The sequence below is a fragment of the Pontibacter flavimaris genome (assembly GCF_001907195.1).
Classification (GTDB): Bacteria; Bacteroidota; Bacteroidia; order Cytophagales; family Hymenobacteraceae; genus Pontibacter; species Pontibacter flavimaris.
In genome coordinates this window covers 324,572-347,434 of the sequence record NZ_LVWA01000012.1, presented here as the reverse complement: position 1 = coordinate 347,434, position 22,863 = coordinate 324,572, and the positions used below count along the sequence as shown (strand labels likewise).

Below are 22,863 nucleotides of genomic sequence, written 5' to 3'. Positions count from 1 at the left end.
TTTGCATGAAACGAAAAGGGAGCCGCAAGTATAGATTGCGGCTCCCTTTTCTGCTTTTATACTTTTGCCGGCTTAGCTGGCCTTCTTAAAAGTATGGGTATACACGTAGTTCACGAAGTCATCCACCGTGTAAACGGGCACCTCGTCAGGTATGGTCAATTGGTAGGTTTTCTCCACTTTCAGGATGATGTCCACCACATCGATGATATCGAGGCCCAGCCGGGTCAGGTCGCGGACCTTAAGCAGCCGGTTAGGATTAATGTTGGTAACGGAGGTAATGATGTTCACCACCTCGTTCTGGATTGCCTGTGTGTTTTGAATTACATTCGTCATGGCATAAAGGTAAAAGGTAGACTATGGGCTGCCGTTTCAGCAGCTGGCCTGGCGAAGATAAACCTGCAGGGGTCGGTGACTCCCGCAAGCTTATCATCACTAAACCGGTAAGTATAAAATTCAACTACTTTCTTAATGCGCGAACTCGTGCGCCATTTTCTTCTCTTCCAGTTCCTTGGTTTCGTGTTCCAGCTCTTCCAGCGTTTTCTCTTCCAGCTCGATCCTGGTTTTCTTATCCAAACCGAATCTGGCAAGTATGCGGTCGAAGCCATAGTAGATGATCGGCACCACGATCAGGGTGAGGAACATAGACGAGCTCAGACCACCGATCAAAGCCCATGCCAGACCGTTTTTAGTTGCAGCTACTGAACCACCTGCCAGCGCGATCGGCAACATACCAATCACCATCGCCAGCGTCGTCATCAGGATCGGACGGAAACGGATTCTTACTGCTTCTGTCAACGCTTCTTTCACTTCCACGCCTTCGTCCTTCAGCTTGTTGGTAAAGTCCACCACCATAATCGCGTTCTTCGCTACCAGACCGATCATCATAATGATACCCAGGATAGAGAAGATGCTCAGTGACTGTGAAGCCAGCGCCAGGGCCAGCAAGGCACCGATGATCGCCAACGGAATAGAGAACAATACCACCAGCGGGTAAATGTACGAGTCATACAGGGCCACCATGATCAGGTACACGAAGATGATAGAGGCAAGCAGGGCAACACCCAGCGTACCGAAACCTTCGCTCTGGTTTTTCAGGTTACCACCGTACTCTAAGCTAACACCAGCAGGCATTTTTATTTCCGCCATCTTCGCCTGTATGTCAGCACCCACCGAACCGGTTGGTCTACCAATTACCTGCGAGTTCACATTTACCGAAGTTACACGGTTGTATCGCTCCAGCTGCGACGGACCAGTAGACTGGCGAATATCAGCGAACTGTGCCAGGCGAACAATCTGCCCTTTACTATTCACAAAAGACAGGTTACCGATGTCGGTTACGCTACGGCGGTCAAACTCATCCAGGCGGATATTGATGTCGTAGTCTTCGGTACCGGAGCGGAAGGTAACATCAGAGTTACCACTAAAGGCCAGCTGCATGCTCGCACCTACGCTCTCCAGCGACAGGCCAACATTTGCCATCTTATCACGGTCCACTACTACTTCAATTTCCGGGTTACCACCTTCCACTGACATTTCCACGTCGGCGGTACCGTCCACACCTTCTGTAATGGCCAGCACTTTCTGCGAGAAATTCATCACGCTGTCCAGGTTAGAGCCCGAGATGATGATCTGGATCGGGGCCTGTGAGTTACCTACCAGACCAACCGGAACCGGCGTTACTTCCACATCCGGAATACTGCTTTCAATATCGGCCTTTGCCTGGCGGCTGAACTGGTCTGTACTGAAATCTCGTTCCTTTACATCTACCAGTGTTACTGAAACATCTGACTTATAAGCTGTATTCTGACCGGCCTGTGCCGAAGTGGTGGTACCTACCGTGGTAAATACTTTCTTTACTTCAGGCTTGGCAAGCAGGTAGGCTTCTACCTGGCGCGTGGCAAAGTTAGTCTGCTCTACGGTAGCGTTCTTCGGTAATTCCAGCTGTAAGCTAACTTCACCACGGTCACCGGCTGGTATAAATTCAGAACCTATAAAGCCCATTGGCACCAGCGCAAACGAAGCAACTAATAATAGCATGGTTACACCCAGCGTGATGAACTTGTGATTAAAAGCCCACTTCAATGTAGCTGTAAAACCATCGATCACCCGGTCCAGAAAGCGCTCAAAAGCAAGTATGAAGCGTCCAAAAATGTTCTTGTCAGAGATGTGCTCTAATCTGGAGAAACGGCTGGCAAGTAATGGGATCAGGGTAAAGGCTACAAACAAGGAAATCATAGTTGATACGGCAACCACTACGGCAAACTGACGCAGGATATCCGAAACCAGACCTGTTGAAAGTGCGATCGGGATAAACACTACTGTGATTACCAGCGTGATCGAAGTTACAGTTGCCATGATCTCACGGATACCATCGTAAGCAGCCTGCGCTGGCTTTTTGCCCATCTCCATGTGGCGGTGAATGTTCTCGATTACCACAATCGCATCATCCACAAGTATACCAACCACCAGCGACAGTGCCAGCAGCGACATCAGGTTAAGCGAGTAGCCAAACAGGTACATGAAAATAAAGGTCGCTACCAGGGATGCCGGGATCGAGATCATTACAATTACCGCATTACGCAGCGAGTGTAGGAACAGCAACATCACGATCGCCACCAGTATAACGGCAATGATCAAGTCATGTATCACCGAGTCGGCTGCTTCTAACGTAAAGTCAGAAGAGTCGTTGGCTACGTTGAATTTCAGTCCTTCAGCAGCGTAGGTTTTCTCCAGGGAGGCAAGCGCTTCTTTTGTTAAACGACTTACTTCTACCGCGTTGGCATCTGACTGTTTCTGTATTGTGATACCTACCGACGGATTACCGTTAATACGGTTCATTACTTCAATGTCCTTCTGGGTATCCTGCACTTCGGCTACGTCAGCGAGACGTACAATCCCTTTGTCATCCTGGCGGATGATCAGGTTATTCAGCTGCTCCAAAGACTGGAACTTACCAGCCAAACGGATCTGTGTCTGGCCGCTTTCCTGCTTTATTTTACCAGTCGGGAAGTCGAGGTTGGAGTTACGGATCTTCTGCTGTACCTGAAGGATAGACAGGTTGTAGGCTTCCAGTTTGTTGGCGTCGATGTTTACTTTGATCTCACGTTCCTGGCCACCCAGTACTTTTATGGCAGCCATACCCTGTATGCGCGACAGCTCCGGTTTGATCTTCTTGTCGATCAGGTCATAGAACTCCGTAGCCGACATGTTAGCCGTAGCACCCATTTTAATGATGGGCAGGTCATCAAGGTCAAATTTGTTCAGCGTTGGGGCATCGGCATCTTCCGGTAACCTGGCCAGAATGGTGTTGATCTTACGCTGTGCTTCCTGTAAGCTCAGGTCCACATCGGTGCCCTGATTCAGGTTGATCACGATCATCGAAAAGCTTTCCATCGACGTGCTTTTCATTTCCTTCACGTTCTCCAGAGAGGCAAGTGCATCTTCAATCTCTTTGGTAACCGAATTCTCCACCTCATTAGGCGAAGCACCCGGATACAGCGTCATGATGGTAAGCACCGGTGGGTTGAACTTCGGTAGAAGCTCGTAGTTAAGCGATTGGTAGCTGACAACGCCCAGCAGCGTGAGGATGGTAAACACCACCACCACCAAGGTTGATCGCTGTATCGATAATTTGGTTATGTTCATTTTGTAGTTTCTTATTTAAAAGAAATATTCTTGTTTACTCTTATGCTGCTTCGGATTTGCAATCCGGAGCTAAGCAATGTGCGGATTTGTAATCCGCTTTTTAACTATAGCTGCTGCCATAGCCTTTGCGGATTACAAATCCGCAGGTACTATACTTTCGGATTGCAAATCCGAAAGAGCAATTAAACTATAGTTGCTTACTTCAGCACAGACACCTTCATGCCTTCGCGCAGGTTGATCTGGCCGCTTTGTACTACCTGTTCGCCTGACTGCACCCCTTCCAGTATCTCTACTTTATCTTGTGTAACCACACCAACTTTCACTTTGCGCATGTTGGCAACACCATCTTTCACGACATAAACACTTGGGTTTTGGATGCTGCCCACTATAGCCTGGCGCGGTAACAGCATGGCATCACGCTGGTCGTCTACTTTAAAGTAGGCAGTGCCATACATACCGGCTCTCAGGTTATTGTCAGCGGCATTTTTTACTTCCACTTCCACATCAAACTTCAGGGTAGGGTCGGCTTGCGCAGCGATGGCAGTTACCACGCCCTCGTACTCCTGGCCGGCACCGGCATCGGCTTTCACCGTTACTTTATCGCCTTTGCTGATCAGCAATACTTCGCTCTCCGATGCTTTAACCTGTAGTTTCAGCTTGTCCACGTTCACGATGTCGTACAGCTTGGTACCCATGTTCAGGTAAGAACCAACTTCCACGTAAATCTCGTTTATCTCGCCACTGATAGGGGCCGTGATGCGGGTTTTGGTCAGGCGCTGGCGGGCAGCTACCAGTTGAGCCTGCGTGGACTTGGCAGCCAGACGGGCATCTTCCAGCTGACGCTGCGTGATCGCGTCGCCGGCAGCCAGTTTCTCGAAACGCTCCAGGTCTTTTTTGGCTTTCTCGGCGTTGGTCTGGGCCGTGGCCAGGTCTGCGGCCATGGTGTTGCTCTCTACCTGCAGTAGCAGCTCGCCGGCTTTTACCTTCTCTCCTTTGCGCTTCAGCACGCGCTGTATCTGGCCCTGTGTTTCCGAGAGCAGCGTCAGGCTCTGGATAGGGGCGAAGTTGCCCTGCGCCGTAAAGGACTTGTCCAGCCTCTCTGTTTTCACCTCGGTTATACTTACCGGGATGGCATCGCTCTTAATCTCTGCTATGGCTGCATTGGCCGCCATCTGCTCTTTGTTTGCCATCAGCTTATAGCCAACCGCTGCCAGGATAACCAGTACAACTACGATATAAATTACCTTCTTCATGTTCGTGTGTGGTGTATGTCTTATTTGGTAAGTGATTCTAATTCTCCGGTGGCCTGCAGGTAGTTCAGCTGGGCCAGTTTATACTTTAGTCTTTCGTTGTTGAGGTTCGTTTGCGCCTCCCGAAGCGATGTTTCGGCGTTGAGCAGGTCTGTCAGCGGCGAAAGGCCTTCCTTGTAAAGCTCGTTGGTGGTGTCGTATACTTCCTGTGCCAGCTTCACATTCTCTTCCTGGGCCACAATGGAGTTCTGGCTGTTTTGCAGCTGCGCGATGGCGTTGGTCAGCTCTACCTGGGTGTTTTTGTTGTATTGCTGGATATCCACATCCAGCTTTTGCAGCTCCACCTCACGCTGCTGCACCTGCGCCCTCTTGCGCAGGCCATCAAACACCGGGATGTTTAACTGCAGGCCTACTTGGGCGTTAGGGAACCACATGGCCTCCTGGTTAAAGAGCTTGTCGTTGTACTGCGACTGGTAGTTGTAGCTGCCAAAGGCCGACAGGGTAGGGTAATAGCCCGATTTGATGCTTTCCTTTTCCAGCGACCGGAGCTCTTTCTGCTTTTGCAGCACCTGGTACTGGGCGCGGCCCTGTGCTGGCGCGGCGGCATCGGCCAGCGTTGGTTGCTGCGGCAGCAGCACATCGTCGGCGGAGCCGGTAAGGGCTATGGCTTGCTCCAGCGGCATGCCCATGAAGAACTTAAGCACATTCTGTTGTTGCTCGTAGGCCGTGAGCAGGTTTTGCTTCTGATTCTCCAGGTTTATCTTGCTTACCTTAATGCGGTTCACGTCCACTTTCTTCACCAGGTCGTTCTCGTACTGCAGCTGCAGGATGCGCTCCAGCTTGGTGAGCTTGTCAAGGTTGGCGTTGATGTTATGAAACTGCTCCTGGGTTTGCAGTACCTGGTAATAGGCGCTGCCTACGTTGTAGATCACCTGCTCCTCGGTCATCTCCTTGCGGATGCGGTAGAGGTCCTCGGCCGACTTGGCCGCCTTGAGGCCCACAAAGTAGGATTGGCTGAACAGGAGCTGCGACACAGAGAGTCCTCCCTGCATGTTATAGTCGGAGCCGATGGGCAGGATCACCGGGCCGGTGCCTTCTTTATTAAGTTCTGCGGGCAGCACCATCCGTTGTTTTTCCAGCGTTCTGACGGCTGTTCCTTTAATGTCTACCTGCGGCAGGCCTGCGGCGCGTGCTTCCTTTACCTGGTACTGGGAGCCTATTTCGTCCAGAGAGGCTTTCCGAATATCCTCGTTGTGCTCCAGGGCGTAGGTTATACTTTCCTGCAGCGTCAGCTCCTGCACGCCAGTGGCTGGCTGCTGGGCAAAAGCCGGCTTCAGGAAAACCGCCATCAGGCCAATTAAAAAATATTTCTTTATCACGGTTGCGTTGTTATTAATAAATTATTAAGTACTAGATAGTTATGGTTAGTTCTGTATAAAAAGAACCAATTGGGGTAAAAAAATTACTTTTTCTGCTGCTCCCACTGCGTCAGAAGCTTCGGAAGCTCCTGGTGCAGGTATTTCAGAAAATCAGCCACCTCCAGCAGGTTTTGGTTATACTCCTTCGTTTCCCCGGTGCGCTCGGCTACTACCTCCTGCAGTGTCTCCGAGAAGTCGGTGATGGACTCCACGCCCTGCAGCACCAGGTCACGCCATTTATCGAGCTTCAGGCGGAAATAGCGCTTGCGGTCGCCGCTGTAGGTAATGTACTCCAGGCGGTTGAGTTGCTGCAGCAGGTTAAGGGCATTGCTGGTGGCACTCTTGCTGATGCCCAGCGTTTCCCGGATCTCATCGAAGGTAAGCTCCGGCTTGTCAGACACGTAAAGCAGGCCCATGATCCGGCCAGCCACCGGCTGTAATCCCGCTTTCTCCTGGAAAACGCCGATACGCTCTATCAATTCCCGCTGCTTGTCTGTTAGGTTCATGTTTTTATACTTTGCACTTGTGTTTCTATGGTAAGAACAGTGCAAAGGTAAGGCATAGTTCTTTTGGTTCCTAATTTCAAGAACCATACTTTATAAAAAAACCTGCTGCCACAGAAAGTACAGCTTTATTGCCTGAAACAGGGCCCTTGTGGCATATTAAGGCGATAACTATCTATAAAGCTGAAACCTGCGTAGGAGGTTAGGGTATATCAGATATTCCGGGTTGTGGCGTTATGCTACCGGACGATGAAAATGATAGTTTAAAGTACAAAATACCAGCTACACATGGCTTCACAATACAACAGGTGGTTTCACCCCTACGAGATAGATGAGCAGTACAAGAAACGCGTGGCCTACTTCTGCATGGAGTATGGCATTGACCAGGCGCTGAAAGTATACTCCGGCGGCCTCGGCTTTCTGGCGGGCTCGCACATGCGCAGCGCCTTCGAGCTGCGGCAGAACATGATCGGCATTGGCATGCTCTGGAAGTATGGCTATTATGACCAGGAGCGCAACGAGGACCAGACCATGCGGGCGCACTTCCAGCAGAAGTTCTACTCTTTTCTGGAGGATTCGGGCATTACCGTTCGGGTGCTGGTAAACGAACACCCGGTGCTGGTAAAGGCCATGGTGCTCAAACCGGAGGTTTTCGGCACCGTACCCATGTACTTCCTCACCACCGACATCCCCGACAACGACCACCTGGCGCGCACCATCACGCACCGCCTCTATGACCCTGAGCCGCAGGCGCGTATCGCACAAAGTATAGTCTTGGGCGTGGGAGGCGCCAAGGTGGTGGAGGCCCTGGGCGGTGCCGAGATCTACCACATGAACGAGGGACACGCGCTGCCGCTTGCCTTCAAGCTCTTCGAGGACTACGGGAAACTGGACGAGGTGCGGAAGCGCCTGGTGTTCACCACCCATACCCCTGAGAAGGCCGGCAACGAGCAGCACGACATTCACTTGCTGGACAGGATGAGCTTTTTCAACAGCGTTCCGCTGGAGGAGGTGCGGGAACTCACAGCGATGCACGGGCAGCTGTTTGACCATACTTTGGCGGCGCTCCGCCTGGCAAAGGTAGCCAATGGCGTGTCACAACTGCACGGCGAGGTGGCCCGCGATATGTGGTACGAAAACGAAGGCGTCTGTGAGATCAAGGCCATCACCAATGCGCAGAACTTTAATTTTTGGGCCGATGTGGAGCTGTGGCAGGCGCAGGAGCGCGATGATGACCAGGCGCTGGGCAAGCGAAAGGAGGAGCTGAAGCGCCAGCTTTTCAAGGAGGTGGCCAACCAGGCTGGTAAGCTTTTCCGCCCGGATGTGCTCACTATCGTGTGGGCCCGCCGCTTTGCCGCTTACAAGCGCGCCGACCTGATCGTGCGCGACATCGACCGCTTTATAGACCTGGTGAACAACACGGAGATGCCGGTGCAGGTGATCTGGGCCGGTAAGCCTTACCCGTTTGACTATGGGGCGATCAATGTATTTAACAAACTGGTACGGCTCTCGCAGCAGCTGGACAACGTGGCGGTGCTGACAGGTTATGAGATAGAACTATCGCGGAAGCTGAAGCAGGGTTGCGATGTATGGCTGAACACGCCGCGCCGCCCGCGCGAGGCCTCCGGCACCAGCGGCATGACGGCAAGTATGAACGGTGGCGTGAACGTGTCGGTGCAGGACGGGTGGCTGCCTGAGTACGCCCGCCATGGCGAGAACAGCTTCGTGCTGCCCATAGCCGATACCAGCCAGCCCAACGAGGCGCAGGACGACGAGGACCATGGCAACCTGATGCGCCTGCTGGAGAAGGAGATCGTGCCGGTCTACTACCACAACCAGGAGCGCTGGCGCCACATCATGAAGCAAAGCATGCGCAACGTGGTGCCGCACTTTGAGTCGAACCGCATGGCGCATCAGTATTATGAGGAGCTCTTTAATAGTTGATGTTTATTGACGTAGGGGAGAAGCCACATCCGGAAGTATAAAACAGCCTTCCGCTACCCGCGGAGGGCTGTTTTCTTTCTGACGCAAAGCGTATTTATACTTGGGCTACACGTTTATACTTGAACCAGTTGTAGTTTTTGCTTGAGCTATACTTTATACTTGCCATTTCCATGGTGCAAGTCTTTAGACTTGTATCCTATGATGGCGTCGGGTTTGCAACCCGACTGGCTTGAAAAGCCATACTTATACTTGCTTCTATACTTTATACTTTTCTGGCGCAAGCGTCCGCTTGTGCCTTGCCACCGCTTCCCTCCACTAGAACCAGGCTATACTTATTAGCTGCTACTGATCCTCTAGTTCCCACAAGCCTACTGTTGCATCTCATACTTTGGTGCTCTTAAGCCCGAGAGGGCTCGTTTTCCTGCTCGGCGCTGGGAGCTTTTCCTGCCCTCGTGCCTCGGGCTGCCTCGCTGTCGCTCATCACCGGAAAAACTCGCATAGGCGCCTCACAGAAAAACTGGGTTCTAATTCGATAGCCACTGCTTTGAAACTTGAACCGAGCTCCCTTCCCTGTTTTGGGGGTAGGGCCCCTCGATAAAAGGAGAGGGCTAGGGTGAGGGGAAAATTCCCCTCCTTAGCCAAGGAGGGGCAGGGGTGGTTGGACCCACTACTGCATAAAAAAAGCCGCCCAAAGTATGGGCGGCTCTCCTGTTTATACTTAGCTGCGTGAGGAAAGCAGATGAAGCAAGTATACTTCAACCATCAACTAACAACTACTTCATCGGAATTTGCTGCAGGGTCTCCAGCAGGTAATCCCAGTACTTCTGTACCGAGCTGATCTGTACTTTCTCGTCGGGGGAGTGGGCGCCGCGGATGTTGGGGCCGAAGGAGATCATTTCCATACCCGGATAGTTAGCGCCCAGGATACCGCACTCCAGCCCGGCGTGGCAGGCGTTTACATCCGGCTCGCTGTTGAACTTGCTGCGGTACAAATCGCTCATCAACTTAATAATGGAAGCATCCGGGTTAGGCGTCCAGCCGGGGTAGGAGCCGCTCAGCGTCACCTCAGCCCCCGCCAGTTCCAGCGCTGACTGTATGGCCGCCGCCAGGTCCATTTTCTCGGTATCCACCGCGCTGCGGGTCAGGCACAGGATTTTGTAAGCTCCGTCTTTCAGTTCCACACGGGCTACGTTGTTAGAAGTCTGTACCAGTCCCTGTATCTCCGGGCTCATGCGGTAAATGCCGTTTGGCGTGGCGTAAATAGCACGAAGGAAAGTCGATACGAAGGCCTCGGTAACAACCTGGGCAGGCGCTTCCGTCGACTCCACTTGCACCTGCAGGTTGGGGTCGGTCGTTTTATATTCCTGGGCAAGTATGGCGTGCTGCTCGGCCACATACTTTTCAAAAGCAGCCTTGTCTTTTTCTGCCACAGCCACTACCGCTGTAGACTCGCGGGGAATAGCGTTGCGCAGTCCGCCACCGTCTATACTTGCCAGGCGCAGGTCGAATAGCTTGTCGGCCTGGTGCAGCAGGCGGTTCATGAGTTTGTTAGCGTTGGCGCGGCCCAGGATAATGTCCATGCCGGAGTGGCCGCCGGTCAGCCCTTTTACCGTGAGCTTGCAGCCCGCCATACTTGCCGGTGTGGCTTCCTGCTCATACGTTCCGGTAGCCGTTACGTCCACGCCGCCGGCGCAGCCGATGGTCAGCTCGCGGTCGTCTTCGGTGTCCAGGTTTAAAAGTATACTTGCCTCCAGCAGGCCGCCTTTCAGGCCCAGCGCGCCGGTCATGCCGGTTTCTTCATCAATAGTAAAGAGCGCCTCAATGGCCGGGTGGGGGATATCCCTGGAGGCAAGTATAGCCATGATGGTCGCCACGCCGATGCCGTTGTCAGCGCCCAGCGTGGTGCCGCGTGCTTTTACCCAGTCGCCGTCCACATACATGTCGATGCCCTGCGTGTCGAAGTCGAAGGTGGTGTCGTTGTTTTTCTGGTGCACCATGTCCAGGTGGCTTTGCATGGCCACGGTCTGGTGGTTTTCCATGCCCGGGGTGGCAGGCTTTTTAATGATCACGTTGCCCACCTCATCCTTGAAAGCCTCCAGGCCAAGTTTGTGGCCGAAATCAAGTATAAACTGTATCACGCGCTCCTCTTTTTTAGACGGGCGAGGCACAGCATTTAAGTCAGCAAAGTTTTCCCAAAGCGCCTTCGGCTCCAGGCTGCGTACTTGAGTGCTCATAGTATAGATCGTTTAAAATTCCAGATTTTGATGCGGGGCTAAAGTTACGGGTTTCGGCCGGAAAAACGGGCAGCGTATACAGAAAGCCTTTAATCAGGACTTCAACTCCAGCCGGGCAGGGCCGCCCACCGGGTAGCCGACGCAGGTCAGTACCAGCCCCTGGTCCAGGTCGCGCCCGGTCAGCACCTCGTTGTACGACATCCATACGTTGCCCTCGGTGCAGCGGGCGGTGCAATTGCCGCATTTGCCGGCCTCACAGCTGTAGGGCAAGCTCAGTCCCGCTTTCCGGGCGGCGCGTAGGATGGTATCGGGGTACTCCACCGTTAAGTTATACTCCTGGCCTTGGTAGTAAAGTATAACTTGGTGCGGGTCGGTGTCGGGTGGCATTTGTTTGATGGCAACCTTGGTGGTGTCGAAGTTCTCCCGGCGGATGTTCTCCATCGGCACGCCTTGCTGCGTTAGCGCCCAGAAGCACATGCGCATATAACCATGCGGGCCGCAGACGTAGAACAGCACCTGATCCAGCGGCGCCACGGCATATTTCCGTACCAGCTGTTGCAGCAGGTCCCGGTAGAGTCTTGCCTGCGCCAGATCGGGGGAATTGCTGAACAGGAAGTGGAGGCGGAAGCGCTCCGGAAAGGCCGCGGCCAGCTCTTCCAGCTCATTTTTGTAAAGGGTCTTCTCAGGGTTGCTGTTGCTGTAGATGAGCGTTACAGCTATGTCGGGCAATGTATAAAGTATAGTTTTTAGCAGCGAGAGTTCCGGCGTAATGCCGCTGCCGGCTGCCAGCAGAAAAACCTGCCGGTAGTCGGGCATGTTCTCCGGAAGTATAAACAAGCCGGCTGCCCCGGCCGCATAGAGCTTGTCGCCCACCTGCACATCATCCACCAGCCTTCTGGAAAAAAAGCCGTTGGCAATGCGCTTCACGCCGATACGTAAAGGCTCCTGTAGCGCGGGGGAGGAAATAAAGGAGTAAGACCGGCGGTTGTCCTGTTCTTTTTCAGGGTGTACCAGCGTGAGGTATTGGCCGGCTTTGTAAGCGAGGGGCCTGTCCGGCTCCAGAGTGAATGTCTTGAAATCCGGCAGCTCCTCTCGGATGCCGGTCACGGTCAGGGTGTAGTGGTCGGTGGGCAGGGGTTGATTTTCCATAGTATGGTGAATACGGCAAAAGCACGCGGGAATTATCCTTCAACACAAATTAACTTCTTTTCTAAACCAGAACAGCTTTATAAGCGGTGTGTTTATTTTAGGTCTGATCTAACCACCCCTGCCCCTCCTTGTTTAAGGCTGGGAGCCTGTAGCTACTTTGGCTGAAGTATATGTTTTATGGCCGCGGCTGTAGCGAATACAGGTCGCGACCTATCCCTACAAGTATAAACTACACCTCCTAGGAGGGGAATTATACTTGTTGTATCGCTAAAGTGCGGGAGGCGGTACGTTTTAGAGTTAATGCTGCCGGTGAAATCAGAAGCGCTAGAACAGCAGAAATGCAAAGAAGGTAGTGTATACCATTTCGTGAGTCTGCAGCTTTTCCCGGATAAAACGCAGCGCCTTATGCAGGTGGTTCTCGATATTACTGGTGCTGGTATGAAGCTCTGCAGCGATTTCGTTATTACTGAGGCCCTGTATGCGGCTCATTAAAAATACTTGTCGTCGCACAGGGGGCAAGGCCTCATAAATCTTATCAAGCAACGCGCTCAGCTCGTCGAAACTTAGTTCATTCTCAGTGGTGCGGCAGATATCCTGTTCAGAGGCTGCCAGGTGTTTCTGAAAAGCAAAGTGATAGGCACGCTGCTTTGCCTTGTTATATACAATGTTTTTGGCAACCGTATACAGAAAACCGCTAAAGTTCTGCTCGGGATTTAATACCTGACGCTTTTCCCACACCTTTAGAAAAACCTCCTGCACTACTTCCTCAGCGTCATCCTTATCTTGAGTCAGTTTATAGGCAAAGGTGTATAGCCTTGCTTCAAACCTCCTGTACAGGTGGACAAAAGCATCTTCTTTTCCGTTTAGGAGTGCATATACCAGTTGTTCAGTCCCCTCTTTATCTACTGCTTGCATAACGTCCCCGTTGATTATCTGTGCTTCGGAAAACAATAGTGTGCCCGCGGCTTTATAGCGATCAATCGCTTAAAGGTAAAAATTTCTATTTGTAAACGATTGTTTAAACCTTTGTTTTTTCTATATATGATATGCAATTATCGTGGTAAGTGCTTACTGACTTTTATTTTGTTTCAGAAGTGGTGGATGACGCATCTTAATTGTAGTAGTAGGTATAGCTATAGAAATAGGTAAATGGACATTCAGCTCCTTAAAAAATTTTACAGACATGAGTGCACGCCTGATGAGGTAAAGGAGGTGCTAAGCTGGTTTAAGCAGGAGGAACTACAGCAGGCAGAAGAGGAGGCCCTTAGCACTTTGTGGCAGCAGGCTGAGCATGAGAAAAACGAACCGGCCAACTGGCATGATGCAGATAAGGTGCTTTTAAATATCCAAGCACAGAAAAACCTACATGCAGCGCTTTCCGGCGACGAAGTACAGCCTGTGCGAAGATTTTACTTCAGTGATCCTTGGAAGCAGTATCTAAAACTTGCCGCAGCTTTGTTATTGCCCCTTTGCGCTGTGTGGTTACTTACCCAGAAGCTACAAAGCAGTCAGGAGCCGAAACTTTTGACCGTTGAGGCTCGGCCAGGCATGAAGAAAACAATCACCCTGGCCGATGGCTCCGTTGTGAAACTGCATTCTGGAAGCAGCATTTCCTTTTACAGCGACTTCAAAACAAACCGGACTGTCTCTTTAAATGGGGAGGCCTTCTTTGAAGTTGCTAAAGATAGTCTATATCCTTTTACAGTTCGCTCCGGAGCTATACATACCCAGGCATTGGGTACTTCTTTTAACATCGATTATCAAAAGGGAGACTCTACCATACATGTGGCGCTGGTAACCGGGCGTGTGAAGGTCTCCCATCAGGAGCAAAAAGGGGCAGATCCTCTGGCGGTTCTTGAACCAGGGCAGCAACTGGTTTACAGCAAGCCAAGCGCAAGCTATCAGGTAGCACCCTTTAAGGAGCGCATAGTTTTAGGGTGGAAAGACGGAGTACTGCAATTCGAGGATGCTTCCTTACCCGAGGTGATACACGAACTGGAGCGCTGGTATGGCGTCCGGGTAGAGGTTAGGGATAGTGGGGAGAGTGCGGTAAGAGCAGACTGGCACTTTACCGCATCCTATGACCGCCAACCGCTGGAAACCGTGCTACAGGGGATAAGCTTTGTGAAGAAGCTGACCTACACCCGACCAGATAGCAATACAGTTTTACTCTCGCTCGGGCAATAACTATAACATAAGGTGATCATACAGTAGTATAAACGCTTTAATATTAGAAGTATAAATCTGTCTAAAATTCAATAACCTAACCTATTTATGGAAATAATTTACCACTACCTTACCACAAAGGTTGCCAGGGGTAGTCTGCCATTAGTGCTGGCGTGCCTGGTTCTCTTATACTCTTCTGGTGCAGCGGCGGGAGACATTCAGGCGCCAGACCTCCGGGATGTGAAAGTGTCCATGGAACTGAAAAATGCCTCTATGAAGGATTTTATACGTCAGGTGGAGAGCGCTACGCCGTTTACTTTTGCCTATGATGTGAGCGATCTGCAGCAAGGGCAGGCGATCACCCTCAAGGTAAAGGATCAGCCATTATCCAATGTGCTTGACAGAGTTACAGAGCAGACAGCGCTAAGCTTTAAGCAGGTGCAGCTGAATATCCATGTTACGGCTGACGAAAGAAATAGTAGGCCGAGAAAGCTGGGACAGACAAGGCAAACAGTAAACGGCCTGGTGACCGATAAGAACAATGATCCACTGCCGGGAGTATCGGTTTCACTTAAAGGTACTTCTATTGGAACAATCACCAATGCGGAGGGTAACTTCACGCTGGACGTGCCGGCAGGGCAGGAGAACGGTACATTGGTTTTCTCTTATATTGGTTTTATCACCAGAGAGGAAGCGCTCAGCGGCCGCACCAACATCAGCGTGCAGCTTTTTGAAGATGTAAAGCTTCTGGAGGAGGTAGTTGTGGTGGGGTATGGAACGCAGGAGAAGAAGGACATTACTGGTGCTGTGTCACTTATCTCGGAGGAGGCTTTCGAATCCAGACCCAATACCCAGGTAGCTAACCTGATCCAGGGGAAAGCAGCGGGTGTGCAGGTGATTTCCAGTTCAGGGAAGCCGTCAGCGGGCCTGAACATCAGAATTCGTGGAACAAACTCCATCAATGCCGGCAGCGACCCGCTTTATGTAGTGGATGGTGTACCTACCACCGATACCCGCTCCCTGAACCCCGCCGATATTGAAAGTATATCTGTACTGAAAGATGCTGCTTCGGCTGCGATTTATGGTGCGCAGGGTGCAAACGGTGTAGTTATCATTACTACTAAGCGGGGCAAAGAGGGCAAGCCACGATTTGAATTCAGTACTTACAGAGGCTTCTCAAGTGTTTGGAACACACTGCGCGTGCTGAACAGCGAGCAGTACCGCGACCTGATGACGGAACTGGGCTATAACACTGACTGGAGCCGCTATACTCATAATACTGATTGGCAAAAGGAGGTATTCCAGAATGGTACCTCTCAGAACTACCAGCTGTCTCTTTCAGGAGCAAACGAGAATACTTCCTATTACTTGTCTGGTGGCTGGGTGCAGCAGGAAGGTGCCGTGCGTAGCTCCGAAATGGACCGTTACAGCTTTAAAGTTAACCTGGAGCAGAAAGTAAACAACTGGCTGACTTTGGGCACAAACGTTGGTTTTACCCGCTACGCGGATGTAGACGTAAGCGATAACTCTGCCATTAACCAGGGTGGTGTAATTTTAGGCGTGCTTTCAACTCCTCCGGTCATCGGTATTTATAATGAGAACGGCACTTTCACCAGCAACCCTTTTCAGAACTGGGAAAACCCGATTGCCGGCACAGACGGTGCTGAGCGGGGCTATAAAAACCAGCGCCTGCTGGGTAATATCTATGGGGAGGTAGAACTGCTGCCCGGGCTGAAGTATAGAAGCAACTTCGGTATTGACTACAGCAGCGCGATGAGTGATTATTTCCTGGACCCGTTCAGAACCAGCTACGGTGTGGCCATGAAAGGGATAGGCCGTAACCAAACCTGGCTGACGAACTATTACATCTGGGACAACACCCTTACCTATAACAAAGAAGTTGGGAACCACAGCTTTAGTGTGCTGGGCGGTACTGTGGCGCAGAAGTTCCGTTGGGAAAACAACAGCCTGGAGAGAAGGGGGTTTGCTAGTGCGCAAATCACCACGCCGAATGCTGGTGCTGAGCTGATCAGTGCCACCGCGGATAAAAGTGAGAGCACCAATGCTTCCTTCCTCGGCCGTGTTACCTATGATTACGCTGATAAATACCTGCTGACAGCGAACTTCCGCGCGGATGGCTCCAGCAACTTCGGCCCCGGAAAGCGATGGGGATATTTCCCTTCTCTATCCGTTGGCTGGAGACTTTCTGAGGAAGCTTTCCTGACGAATGTCGATTTCATCTCTGACCTGAAGCTGAGAGCCGGTTGGGGTGTTGTGGGTAACGACAAAATTGGTATTTACGCCTATCTGGGTACAGTAGGTAGTGGCGCTAACTACCCCATAGGCGGTGTTCCGGTACCAGGCACCTATCCTGCATCTATCGAAAACAGAGGCCTGAAGTGGGAGGAGTCGGAGCAAAGCAACATCGGTATCGATTTCGCAGTGCTCAACTCCAGAATCACTTTCACGGCAGATGCTTACCTGAAAAACACGAGAGATTTGTTACTGTATGCCCCGCTGCCAAGATCAACCGGTTATGACAATGCCATTCAGAACGTAGGAAAGCTGCAGAATAAGGGCCTGGAGTTCCAGGTATCAACCAGAAACTTTGTGGATGCCTTTACCTGGGATACAGACCTGAACATTTCTTTTAACCGCAACAAAGTGGTTGATATAGTAGGGCAGGAGCAGTTCTTCGGCAACGTAGCAGGCCGCGGTGAGGTGAGCCTTGTAAGAGAAGGCCTGCCGCTTGGCACCTTCTATGGTTATGTGGCAGGTGGAGTAGACCCGGAAACTGGTATGATGTACTATGTCGATAAAAACGGTGAGTCTACTTTCACACCGGGTGCCGACGACCGCACTATTATTGGCAATGCTAACCCAGACTTCCTGTATGGCATCACAAACAGCTTCTCTTACAAAGGTTTTGACCTGAACATCTTTTTGCAGGGAGCTCAGGGGAATGACGTGTTCAATGCTACGCGCATCGAAACAGAGGGCATGCTGGATCCTAAAAACCAAACAATTGGTGTCTTAGACCGCTGGAGACAACCCGGCGATGTAACAGACATGCCGAAGGCTGTTTCTGGTAGCATTGCCAACTCCTTGGCTTCTACCCGCTTTGTTGAAGATGGTTCTTATCTGCGCGTGAAGGCCCTTACGGTAGGATACGACGTTCCTTCAACTCTCCTTACAAAGCTGCACATCAGCAACCTGAGACTCTATGTTACCGGCGAAAACCTGCTGACATTCACAGACTATTCAGGCTTTGACCCGGAAGTAAACGCTTTTGGTGGCAGCAATACAGCCTTGGGTGTCGACTTCGGTACTTACCCGCAAACCAGAAACCTGATCTTCGGCCTGAATGTGTCCTTCTAACCAAGTATTTCAATTATGAAAAAGAAACATATCATACTCTATACACTTGGGCTGTCACTTACCTTTGGGCTGTCCTCCTGTGAAAAGTACCTGGATATTGAGCCAATCTCAAGAGAAACTGTAGACGATGCCTATGCTACTGCCTCTCAAATAGAAGCGGCACTGGCAGGTGCTTATGAAACATTTCAATCGTCAGATTACTATGTTTGGGATAACGTGCTCTTCCAGGATGTTCGCTCCGACAACTATTATGCCGGCGGTGATAACCCGGAGATTTTTGCCATCGATAAACTGGAGATCATCCCAACCAACGGCCGTGTTTTCAGTGCCTGGTCTTCCATCTATAATGGTATCCTAAAGGCCAATACGGTGCTGGAAAGAGCACCTGCTATTACGGACCCGGCTTTATCAGAGGAGCGCAGGGCGCAGATTATAAGTGAGGCCGCCTTCCTGCGTGCGTACCATTACTTCAACCTCGTGAAGATGTGGGGCGGAGTACCGTTGGTGCTGGAGGCGACGAAGTCTACCGATCCGTCGGCTGTGCGCCTGCCTCGTGCTACAGCAGAAGAGGTGTACAACCAGATTATCGCTGACCTGCAGTTTGCGCTGGACAACAGGCTGCCGGATACTTTTGGTGAGGCTAATATAACAAAGGCCCGCGCTACCAGGGGAGCAGCAAACGCTTTGCTGGCAAAGGTTTATGCACAGAAACCTAATCCGGATTACAACAAAGTGCTGGAGCATGCGGAGGCGGTGATCAACAGCCCGGCAGGTTATACGTTGCTGGGCAACTATAACCACCTGTTCGACGGCAACCACTATAACAATGACGAATCGATTATGGAGGTGCAGTTCCTGGGCGGCAATGAGGGCAACTGGGGCCCTCAGATGCACCTGCCACCCTCAGTGAGCGGTGATACCTGGAGAAAGTTTGTGACGCCCAGCCATAACCTGGTAGACGCTTTTGATGCGGAGGGAGACGAAGTGCGCAAGAATGCAACCATTTTGATGGAGGTAGTACCCTGGGCAGACGAGTTTTGGGGTAACCAGACTGGCAGCGAAGTGCCTTTTGCCTATAAGTGGCGAAATGCCAGTGGCTGGGCGAGTGCTGACCGTCAGTACATCTTCCGTTTGGCAGATATCATTCTTCTAAAAGCGGAAGCTCTGAATGAGCTGAACCGTCCTTCGGAGGCGGCGCAAGAGGTGAACAGAATAAGAAAACGTGTTGGACTGGATGAAATTCCACAGACAGTAGCTGCATCTCAGACACAGATGAGGGAGGTGATCCTGAAGGAGCGTCGCCTGGAACTGGCGCAGGAAGCCACGCGATGGGATGATCTCCGCCGCTACAATGTAGCCATCGAGGTAATGAACAGCCTGAATGAGATAGACCTGAGAACAGGGCAGCGCGTGAATTACAATGCCACGGAGGGAGATTTGCTTTTGCCAATTCCGCAGCAGGAGATCAACCGCAACCCGGCTTTACAGCAGAACCCGCTGTAAAAAGTAGAACAGCCCATAGTCCTGGCCATTATATCGGCCAGGGCTGCAGGCTCCATGTTCCCGTACAGCAGTTGCTGTACATAAAAAGGACACTATTCTTATTAGTAGCTAAAAGATAAAAGAATGAAAAAGATCTATTCCATACTGAGTTTACTGACTGTGTTGTTTGTGGCATGGTCGTGCGACGAAAAGGATAACCTGGACCCAACCGGGAATTGGGAGCTTAGCGAGCCCGTTATTGCGAGCCCTTCTCCCAATGAGGAGCTAGTACTGGATGAGGATAAACCTACAGAGACGTTTCCTTTCTCCTGGCAGGCGGCTGTATCCAGCCAGCGCTATCAGGTAAGGTATACTTTTGTGCTGGACTCTGCAGACAACAAAGATTTCAGCTCGCCTATACTTTCTGTAGCATCTGCAAATAATGGTAGAGACCAGTCCATAGCGCCAACGGCACGGCAAATTGATCAGGCACTGTCGGCTGCAGGGTATATAGCAGCTAGCACCGTAAATCTGAAGTGGGGCGTATTGGCTACCTCGCTGAGCAAGCAGACAGTAGCATCCAGCACCATCACCATTACGCGTTTCGCTACGGAGTCTTCGCCCACACAATTGTTTGTATCTGGGGCGGCCACTGAGACTGGGGCAGATCCAACCAAGGCCATTGCCATGCGCGATATCAAAGATGCGGAAGGTAACTCAACCGGTGTGTTTGAACTGTACACAAGCCTGAAAGCGGACGGAACATTCAGGTTTCTGGGGGAGCAGTCAGCGCAGGCGCTCACTTTTGGTGGTACCAGTGGCCAGTTGGCTAGAAACGGAGCAGGCATAACAGCGCCGGAAGCCGGAGAGTACCGCATTTTGGTAGACTTCAATAACAACAGCTACAATCTTCTGAAAATTGATAAATGGAGCGTGGTGGGTGGCAACATCCTCGGTGGCTGGGGAGGCGATGCGCCCCTCGTGTACAAAGGCAACAGCACGTGGCAGGGCAACATTGATCTGACGGAGGCTGCGGGCTTTGTCTTTCGGGCAAACGGTGACTGGGCTTACCTCCTGAAGAGAGTAAAAGGTACTACCAACCAACTGGTCATGGAATCGATGGCCAATGGTGTTGCGTTCGAGGATGTTCCGTCTGAGGGTACCGGCCCGCACATCTTTACGCTCAATCTGGCAGCTGATAAGTATACTTATACCATAGAGGAAGATAACAGCATTACGCCTCCGGCCGACGTACCCGACCAGTTGTACCTGCTGTCTGATGGCCAGGAGGTAGCACAACTCAATAAAAGTGGTAACTCCTTTGGTTCAGGTATTTTCCTGGCCCTGCAGGCTGGAAAGAATTATACTTTAAACACGGCGCCTGATGGTACCGGTACTTCTTACAGTATTGCGGGCAACATCGGAGAGACTGAAAATACGAATGCCGACAATGTGACCGGGGGAGTTGATTTTGGGACAGGCAAGATGGCCCTGGCTGTAGCGCGCGACCAGGCTTATCAGTTAACTGTGAACTTCACCACAGGCAAGTTCACCTGGAAGTACTACAACATCAAGCTTTTCCACTGGGACGACAAAGGTGGCTGGGATAACCGTGATGAGTTCCTGATGACCTACGTGCACCCGTACAAGTATGAGGTAACGGCAAACCTTAAAGCAGGCTATGACCTGAAATTCAACTCGCCGTGGGATGTGCAGTTTGGAACAGATAGCGATGCTTTAAACGGCACTATGTCCAACGGTGGTGCTAATTACAAAGGCATAAAGCAGAGCGGGAGCTATAAGGCTACCCTGGAGGTATCAAACGACTATACTTCAGCTAAATATGCCTTTGTGAAGCAATAAATTAATGGAGCCTTGTATACTGCATCCGCTTGCCTGACTGCAGTATACAAGGTTTTCATGTCTATGATTACCAGCGGGATTGTTAACACCCTGATTTTGAAGTTAAATAAGGAATTTATACTTACCTGCCACGCTATAGGTGTACAAGAATTTGTGCATCAAAGGGGATCTGAAAATTGTTGTGCTGAAGCAGTTAGACGGCCTATTTGCTGAGAGTAAGTATAAACTTGCCGGCAAGTCGGCCCCTCTGGTACACCCATAACGGTGGTTGAGAGGCGGTTGCTATACTTTAATCTTGATATTATTTCAACAGGCTGCCTGCCCGGTTATACCTGCTACTTGTGTAGGTAAGGCGAGGAGGTGCTTCAAAAAGGATCAATGAAAGTTTCCATACACGTACATAACATTTTTCGGCTGCTATTTATACTTGTTGCCGGTTGGCTGACGGGGTGTAGTGATTCAGAAGACGCAAAGCCGGCGCCGCCACCATCTGCCAGTCAAGTGGAGTTCTGGCTTACGAATGCTGATAAATCTGTTTTATTTGCGAAGCAGCACACTTCGTTAAACTTTAAAACCACTACAAACAGCAACCCTACCATCACCATAGACACCGCCACTACTTACCAGGGGATTGATGGGTTCGGGTATACTTTAACCACTGGCAGCGCCCAGGTCCTGAGCCAGATGGGCAACCACGACAGGGCGCAGCTGCTAGAGGAGCTTTTTAAGTATGATGCGGCAAACATCGGCATTAGCTACCTGAGGCTAAACCTGGGCTCCTCTGACCTTAGTGCCAGCGTTTATTCCTACAACGACAGGCCTGCTGGCCAGCCGGATCCGGAACTTAATTATTTTAGCTTAGAGCCCGATCGAGGCTATTACCTGCCCATCCTGAAGGAGATACTGGCCATTAACCCAAACATTACGCTGTTGGCTTCGCCATGGTCGCCGCCCGCCTGGATGAAAACGAATGACAGCCCGAAAGGCGGCAGCCTGAAGCCGGAGTACTATGATGCCTATGCACAATACCTGGTGAAGTACATTCAGGCCATGAAGCAGGAGGGAATCACAATTGATGCGCTTACGGTGCAGAACGAGCCCCTGCATCCCGGCAACAACCCCAGCATGTACATGTCGGCTGGCGAGCAGGCTATTTTCATAAAGAACAGCATTGGACCTGCTTTGCGTGGGGCAGGTCTGGATACCAAGCTTATCATCTACGACCATAACGCCGACCGCCCGGATTACCCGATTAGTATTCTAGATGATCCGGAAGCAAAACAGTATATCGATGGCGCTGCCTTTCACTTGTATGGCGGCACGATCGACGCCCTCTCCAAAGTACATGCGGCGCACCCGGACAAGAATTTATACTTTACCGAGCAGTACACAGGAGCAGGGGGCGACTTTGGGGGTGACCTGGGCTGGCACGTAAAAAATCTGATTATCGGGGCAACCCGCAACTGGAGCCGCAACGTGCTGGAATGGAACCTGGTAGCCGACCAGAACAATGGCCCATACACCAACGGAGGTTGCAACACCTGCCTCCCAGCGGTTACCGTAGGCAATACCGTTACCCGCAATGTATCCTATTACATTATAGCGCATGCTGCCAAGTTTGTGCGCCCAGGCTCTGTGCGTGTGGCTTCCAACGTCATTGGCTCCCTGCAAAATGTGGCTTTCCAGACGCGGGATGGCAAGAAAGTGCTGATCGTGTTGAACGAGGGAAGCGGTGCGCAAACCTTTAACATCAGCTATAAAGGCAAGGCTGTTACAGCCACACTTAACGGTGGATCGGTGGGCACCTATGTGTGGTAAGTATAGCAGCGCT

General features: G+C 51.3%; 14 protein-coding genes. 6 read left to right on the top strand and 8 right to left on the bottom strand.

Annotation, left to right across the window (positions count from 1 at the left end):
* Positions 1 to 72 precede the first annotated feature (72 nt).
* The 5 genes from A3841_RS19075 to A3841_RS19055 all read right to left on the bottom strand — a co-directional run bounded on the left by A3841_RS19075 (position 73) and on the right by A3841_RS19055 (position 6,819).
* Positions 73 to 333 (bottom strand): acyl carrier protein, encoded by a 261-nt coding sequence (locus tag A3841_RS19075; RefSeq protein ID WP_073854874.1) that lies wholly within the window; start codon positions 331 to 333, stop codon positions 73 to 75.
* A 132-nt stretch (positions 334 to 465) separates the two neighbouring features.
* On the bottom strand, positions 466 to 3,645 hold the full coding sequence (locus A3841_RS19070) for an efflux RND transporter permease subunit (RefSeq protein ID WP_073854872.1): 3,180 nt from the start codon (positions 3,643 to 3,645) through the stop codon (positions 466 to 468).
* A 197-nt stretch (positions 3,646 to 3,842) separates the two neighbouring features.
* Positions 3,843 to 4,898: an efflux RND transporter periplasmic adaptor subunit gene (locus A3841_RS19065; protein ID WP_073854870.1), complete on the bottom strand. Its 1,056-nt coding sequence runs from the start codon at positions 4,896 to 4,898 to the stop codon at positions 3,843 to 3,845.
* A gap of 20 nt (positions 4,899 to 4,918) precedes the next feature.
* Positions 4,919 to 6,274, bottom strand: coding sequence for a TolC family protein (locus A3841_RS19060; RefSeq protein ID WP_235861491.1), 1,356 nt, complete (start codon positions 6,272 to 6,274; stop codon positions 4,919 to 4,921).
* 83 nt (positions 6,275 to 6,357) lie between these two features.
* Positions 6,358 to 6,819, bottom strand: coding sequence for a GbsR/MarR family transcriptional regulator (locus tag A3841_RS19055; protein ID WP_073854866.1), 462 nt, complete (start codon positions 6,817 to 6,819; stop codon positions 6,358 to 6,360).
* 285 nt (positions 6,820 to 7,104) lie between these two features.
* On the opposite strand from A3841_RS19055, the gene glgP reads away from it, so the two are divergent.
* The gene (gene glgP, locus A3841_RS19050; protein ID WP_073854864.1) at positions 7,105 to 8,760 is read left to right on the top strand and encodes an alpha-glucan family phosphorylase; all 1,656 of its coding nucleotides are present in this window, start codon (positions 7,105 to 7,107) and stop codon (positions 8,758 to 8,760) included.
* Between the two features lie 773 nt (positions 8,761 to 9,533).
* Here glgP and A3841_RS19045 read toward each other — a convergent pair.
* The 3 genes from A3841_RS19045 to A3841_RS19035 form a co-directional block, all read right to left on the bottom strand.
* Positions 9,534 to 10,994 carry an aminoacyl-histidine dipeptidase gene (locus A3841_RS19045; RefSeq protein ID WP_073854862.1) on the bottom strand — a complete coding sequence of 487 codons (1,461 nt, stop codon included), beginning with the start codon at positions 10,992 to 10,994 and terminating at the stop codon, positions 9,534 to 9,536.
* Positions 10,995 to 11,087: 93 nt separating this feature from the next.
* On the bottom strand, positions 11,088 to 12,143 hold the full coding sequence (locus A3841_RS19040) for a ferredoxin--NADP reductase (protein WP_073854860.1): 1,056 nt from the start codon (positions 12,141 to 12,143) through the stop codon (positions 11,088 to 11,090).
* 324 nt (positions 12,144 to 12,467) lie between these two features.
* Positions 12,468 to 13,058, bottom strand: a complete 591-nt coding sequence (locus A3841_RS19035) for an RNA polymerase sigma factor (RefSeq protein ID WP_139308018.1) — start codon at positions 13,056 to 13,058, stop codon at positions 12,468 to 12,470.
* Between the two features lie 234 nt (positions 13,059 to 13,292).
* On the opposite strand from A3841_RS19035, the gene A3841_RS19030 reads away from it, so the two are divergent.
* The 5 genes from A3841_RS19030 (at position 13,293) to A3841_RS19010 (ending at position 22,850) form a co-directional block, all read left to right on the top strand.
* Complete coding sequence (locus A3841_RS19030; protein ID WP_073854858.1) at positions 13,293 to 14,330, top strand: FecR family protein; 1,038 nt, start codon at positions 13,293 to 13,295, stop codon at positions 14,328 to 14,330.
* 87 nt (positions 14,331 to 14,417) lie between these two features.
* Entirely contained in the window at positions 14,418 to 17,687 is a 3,270-nt protein-coding gene (locus tag A3841_RS19025; RefSeq protein ID WP_235861490.1) for a SusC/RagA family TonB-linked outer membrane protein, read from the top strand.
* 15 nt (positions 17,688 to 17,702) lie between these two features.
* Positions 17,703 to 19,190 carry a RagB/SusD family nutrient uptake outer membrane protein gene (locus A3841_RS19020; protein ID WP_073854856.1) on the top strand — a complete coding sequence of 496 codons (1,488 nt, stop codon included), beginning with the start codon at positions 17,703 to 17,705 and terminating at the stop codon, positions 19,188 to 19,190.
* 123 nt (positions 19,191 to 19,313) lie between these two features.
* On the top strand, positions 19,314 to 21,032 hold the full coding sequence (locus A3841_RS19015; RefSeq protein WP_073854854.1) for a SusE domain-containing protein: 1,719 nt from the start codon (positions 19,314 to 19,316) through the stop codon (positions 21,030 to 21,032).
* Between the two features lie 378 nt (positions 21,033 to 21,410).
* Positions 21,411 to 22,850: a glycoside hydrolase family 30 protein gene (locus A3841_RS19010; RefSeq protein ID WP_073854852.1), complete on the top strand. Its 1,440-nt coding sequence runs from the start codon at positions 21,411 to 21,413 to the stop codon at positions 22,848 to 22,850.
* Positions 22,851 to 22,863 lie beyond the last annotated feature (13 nt).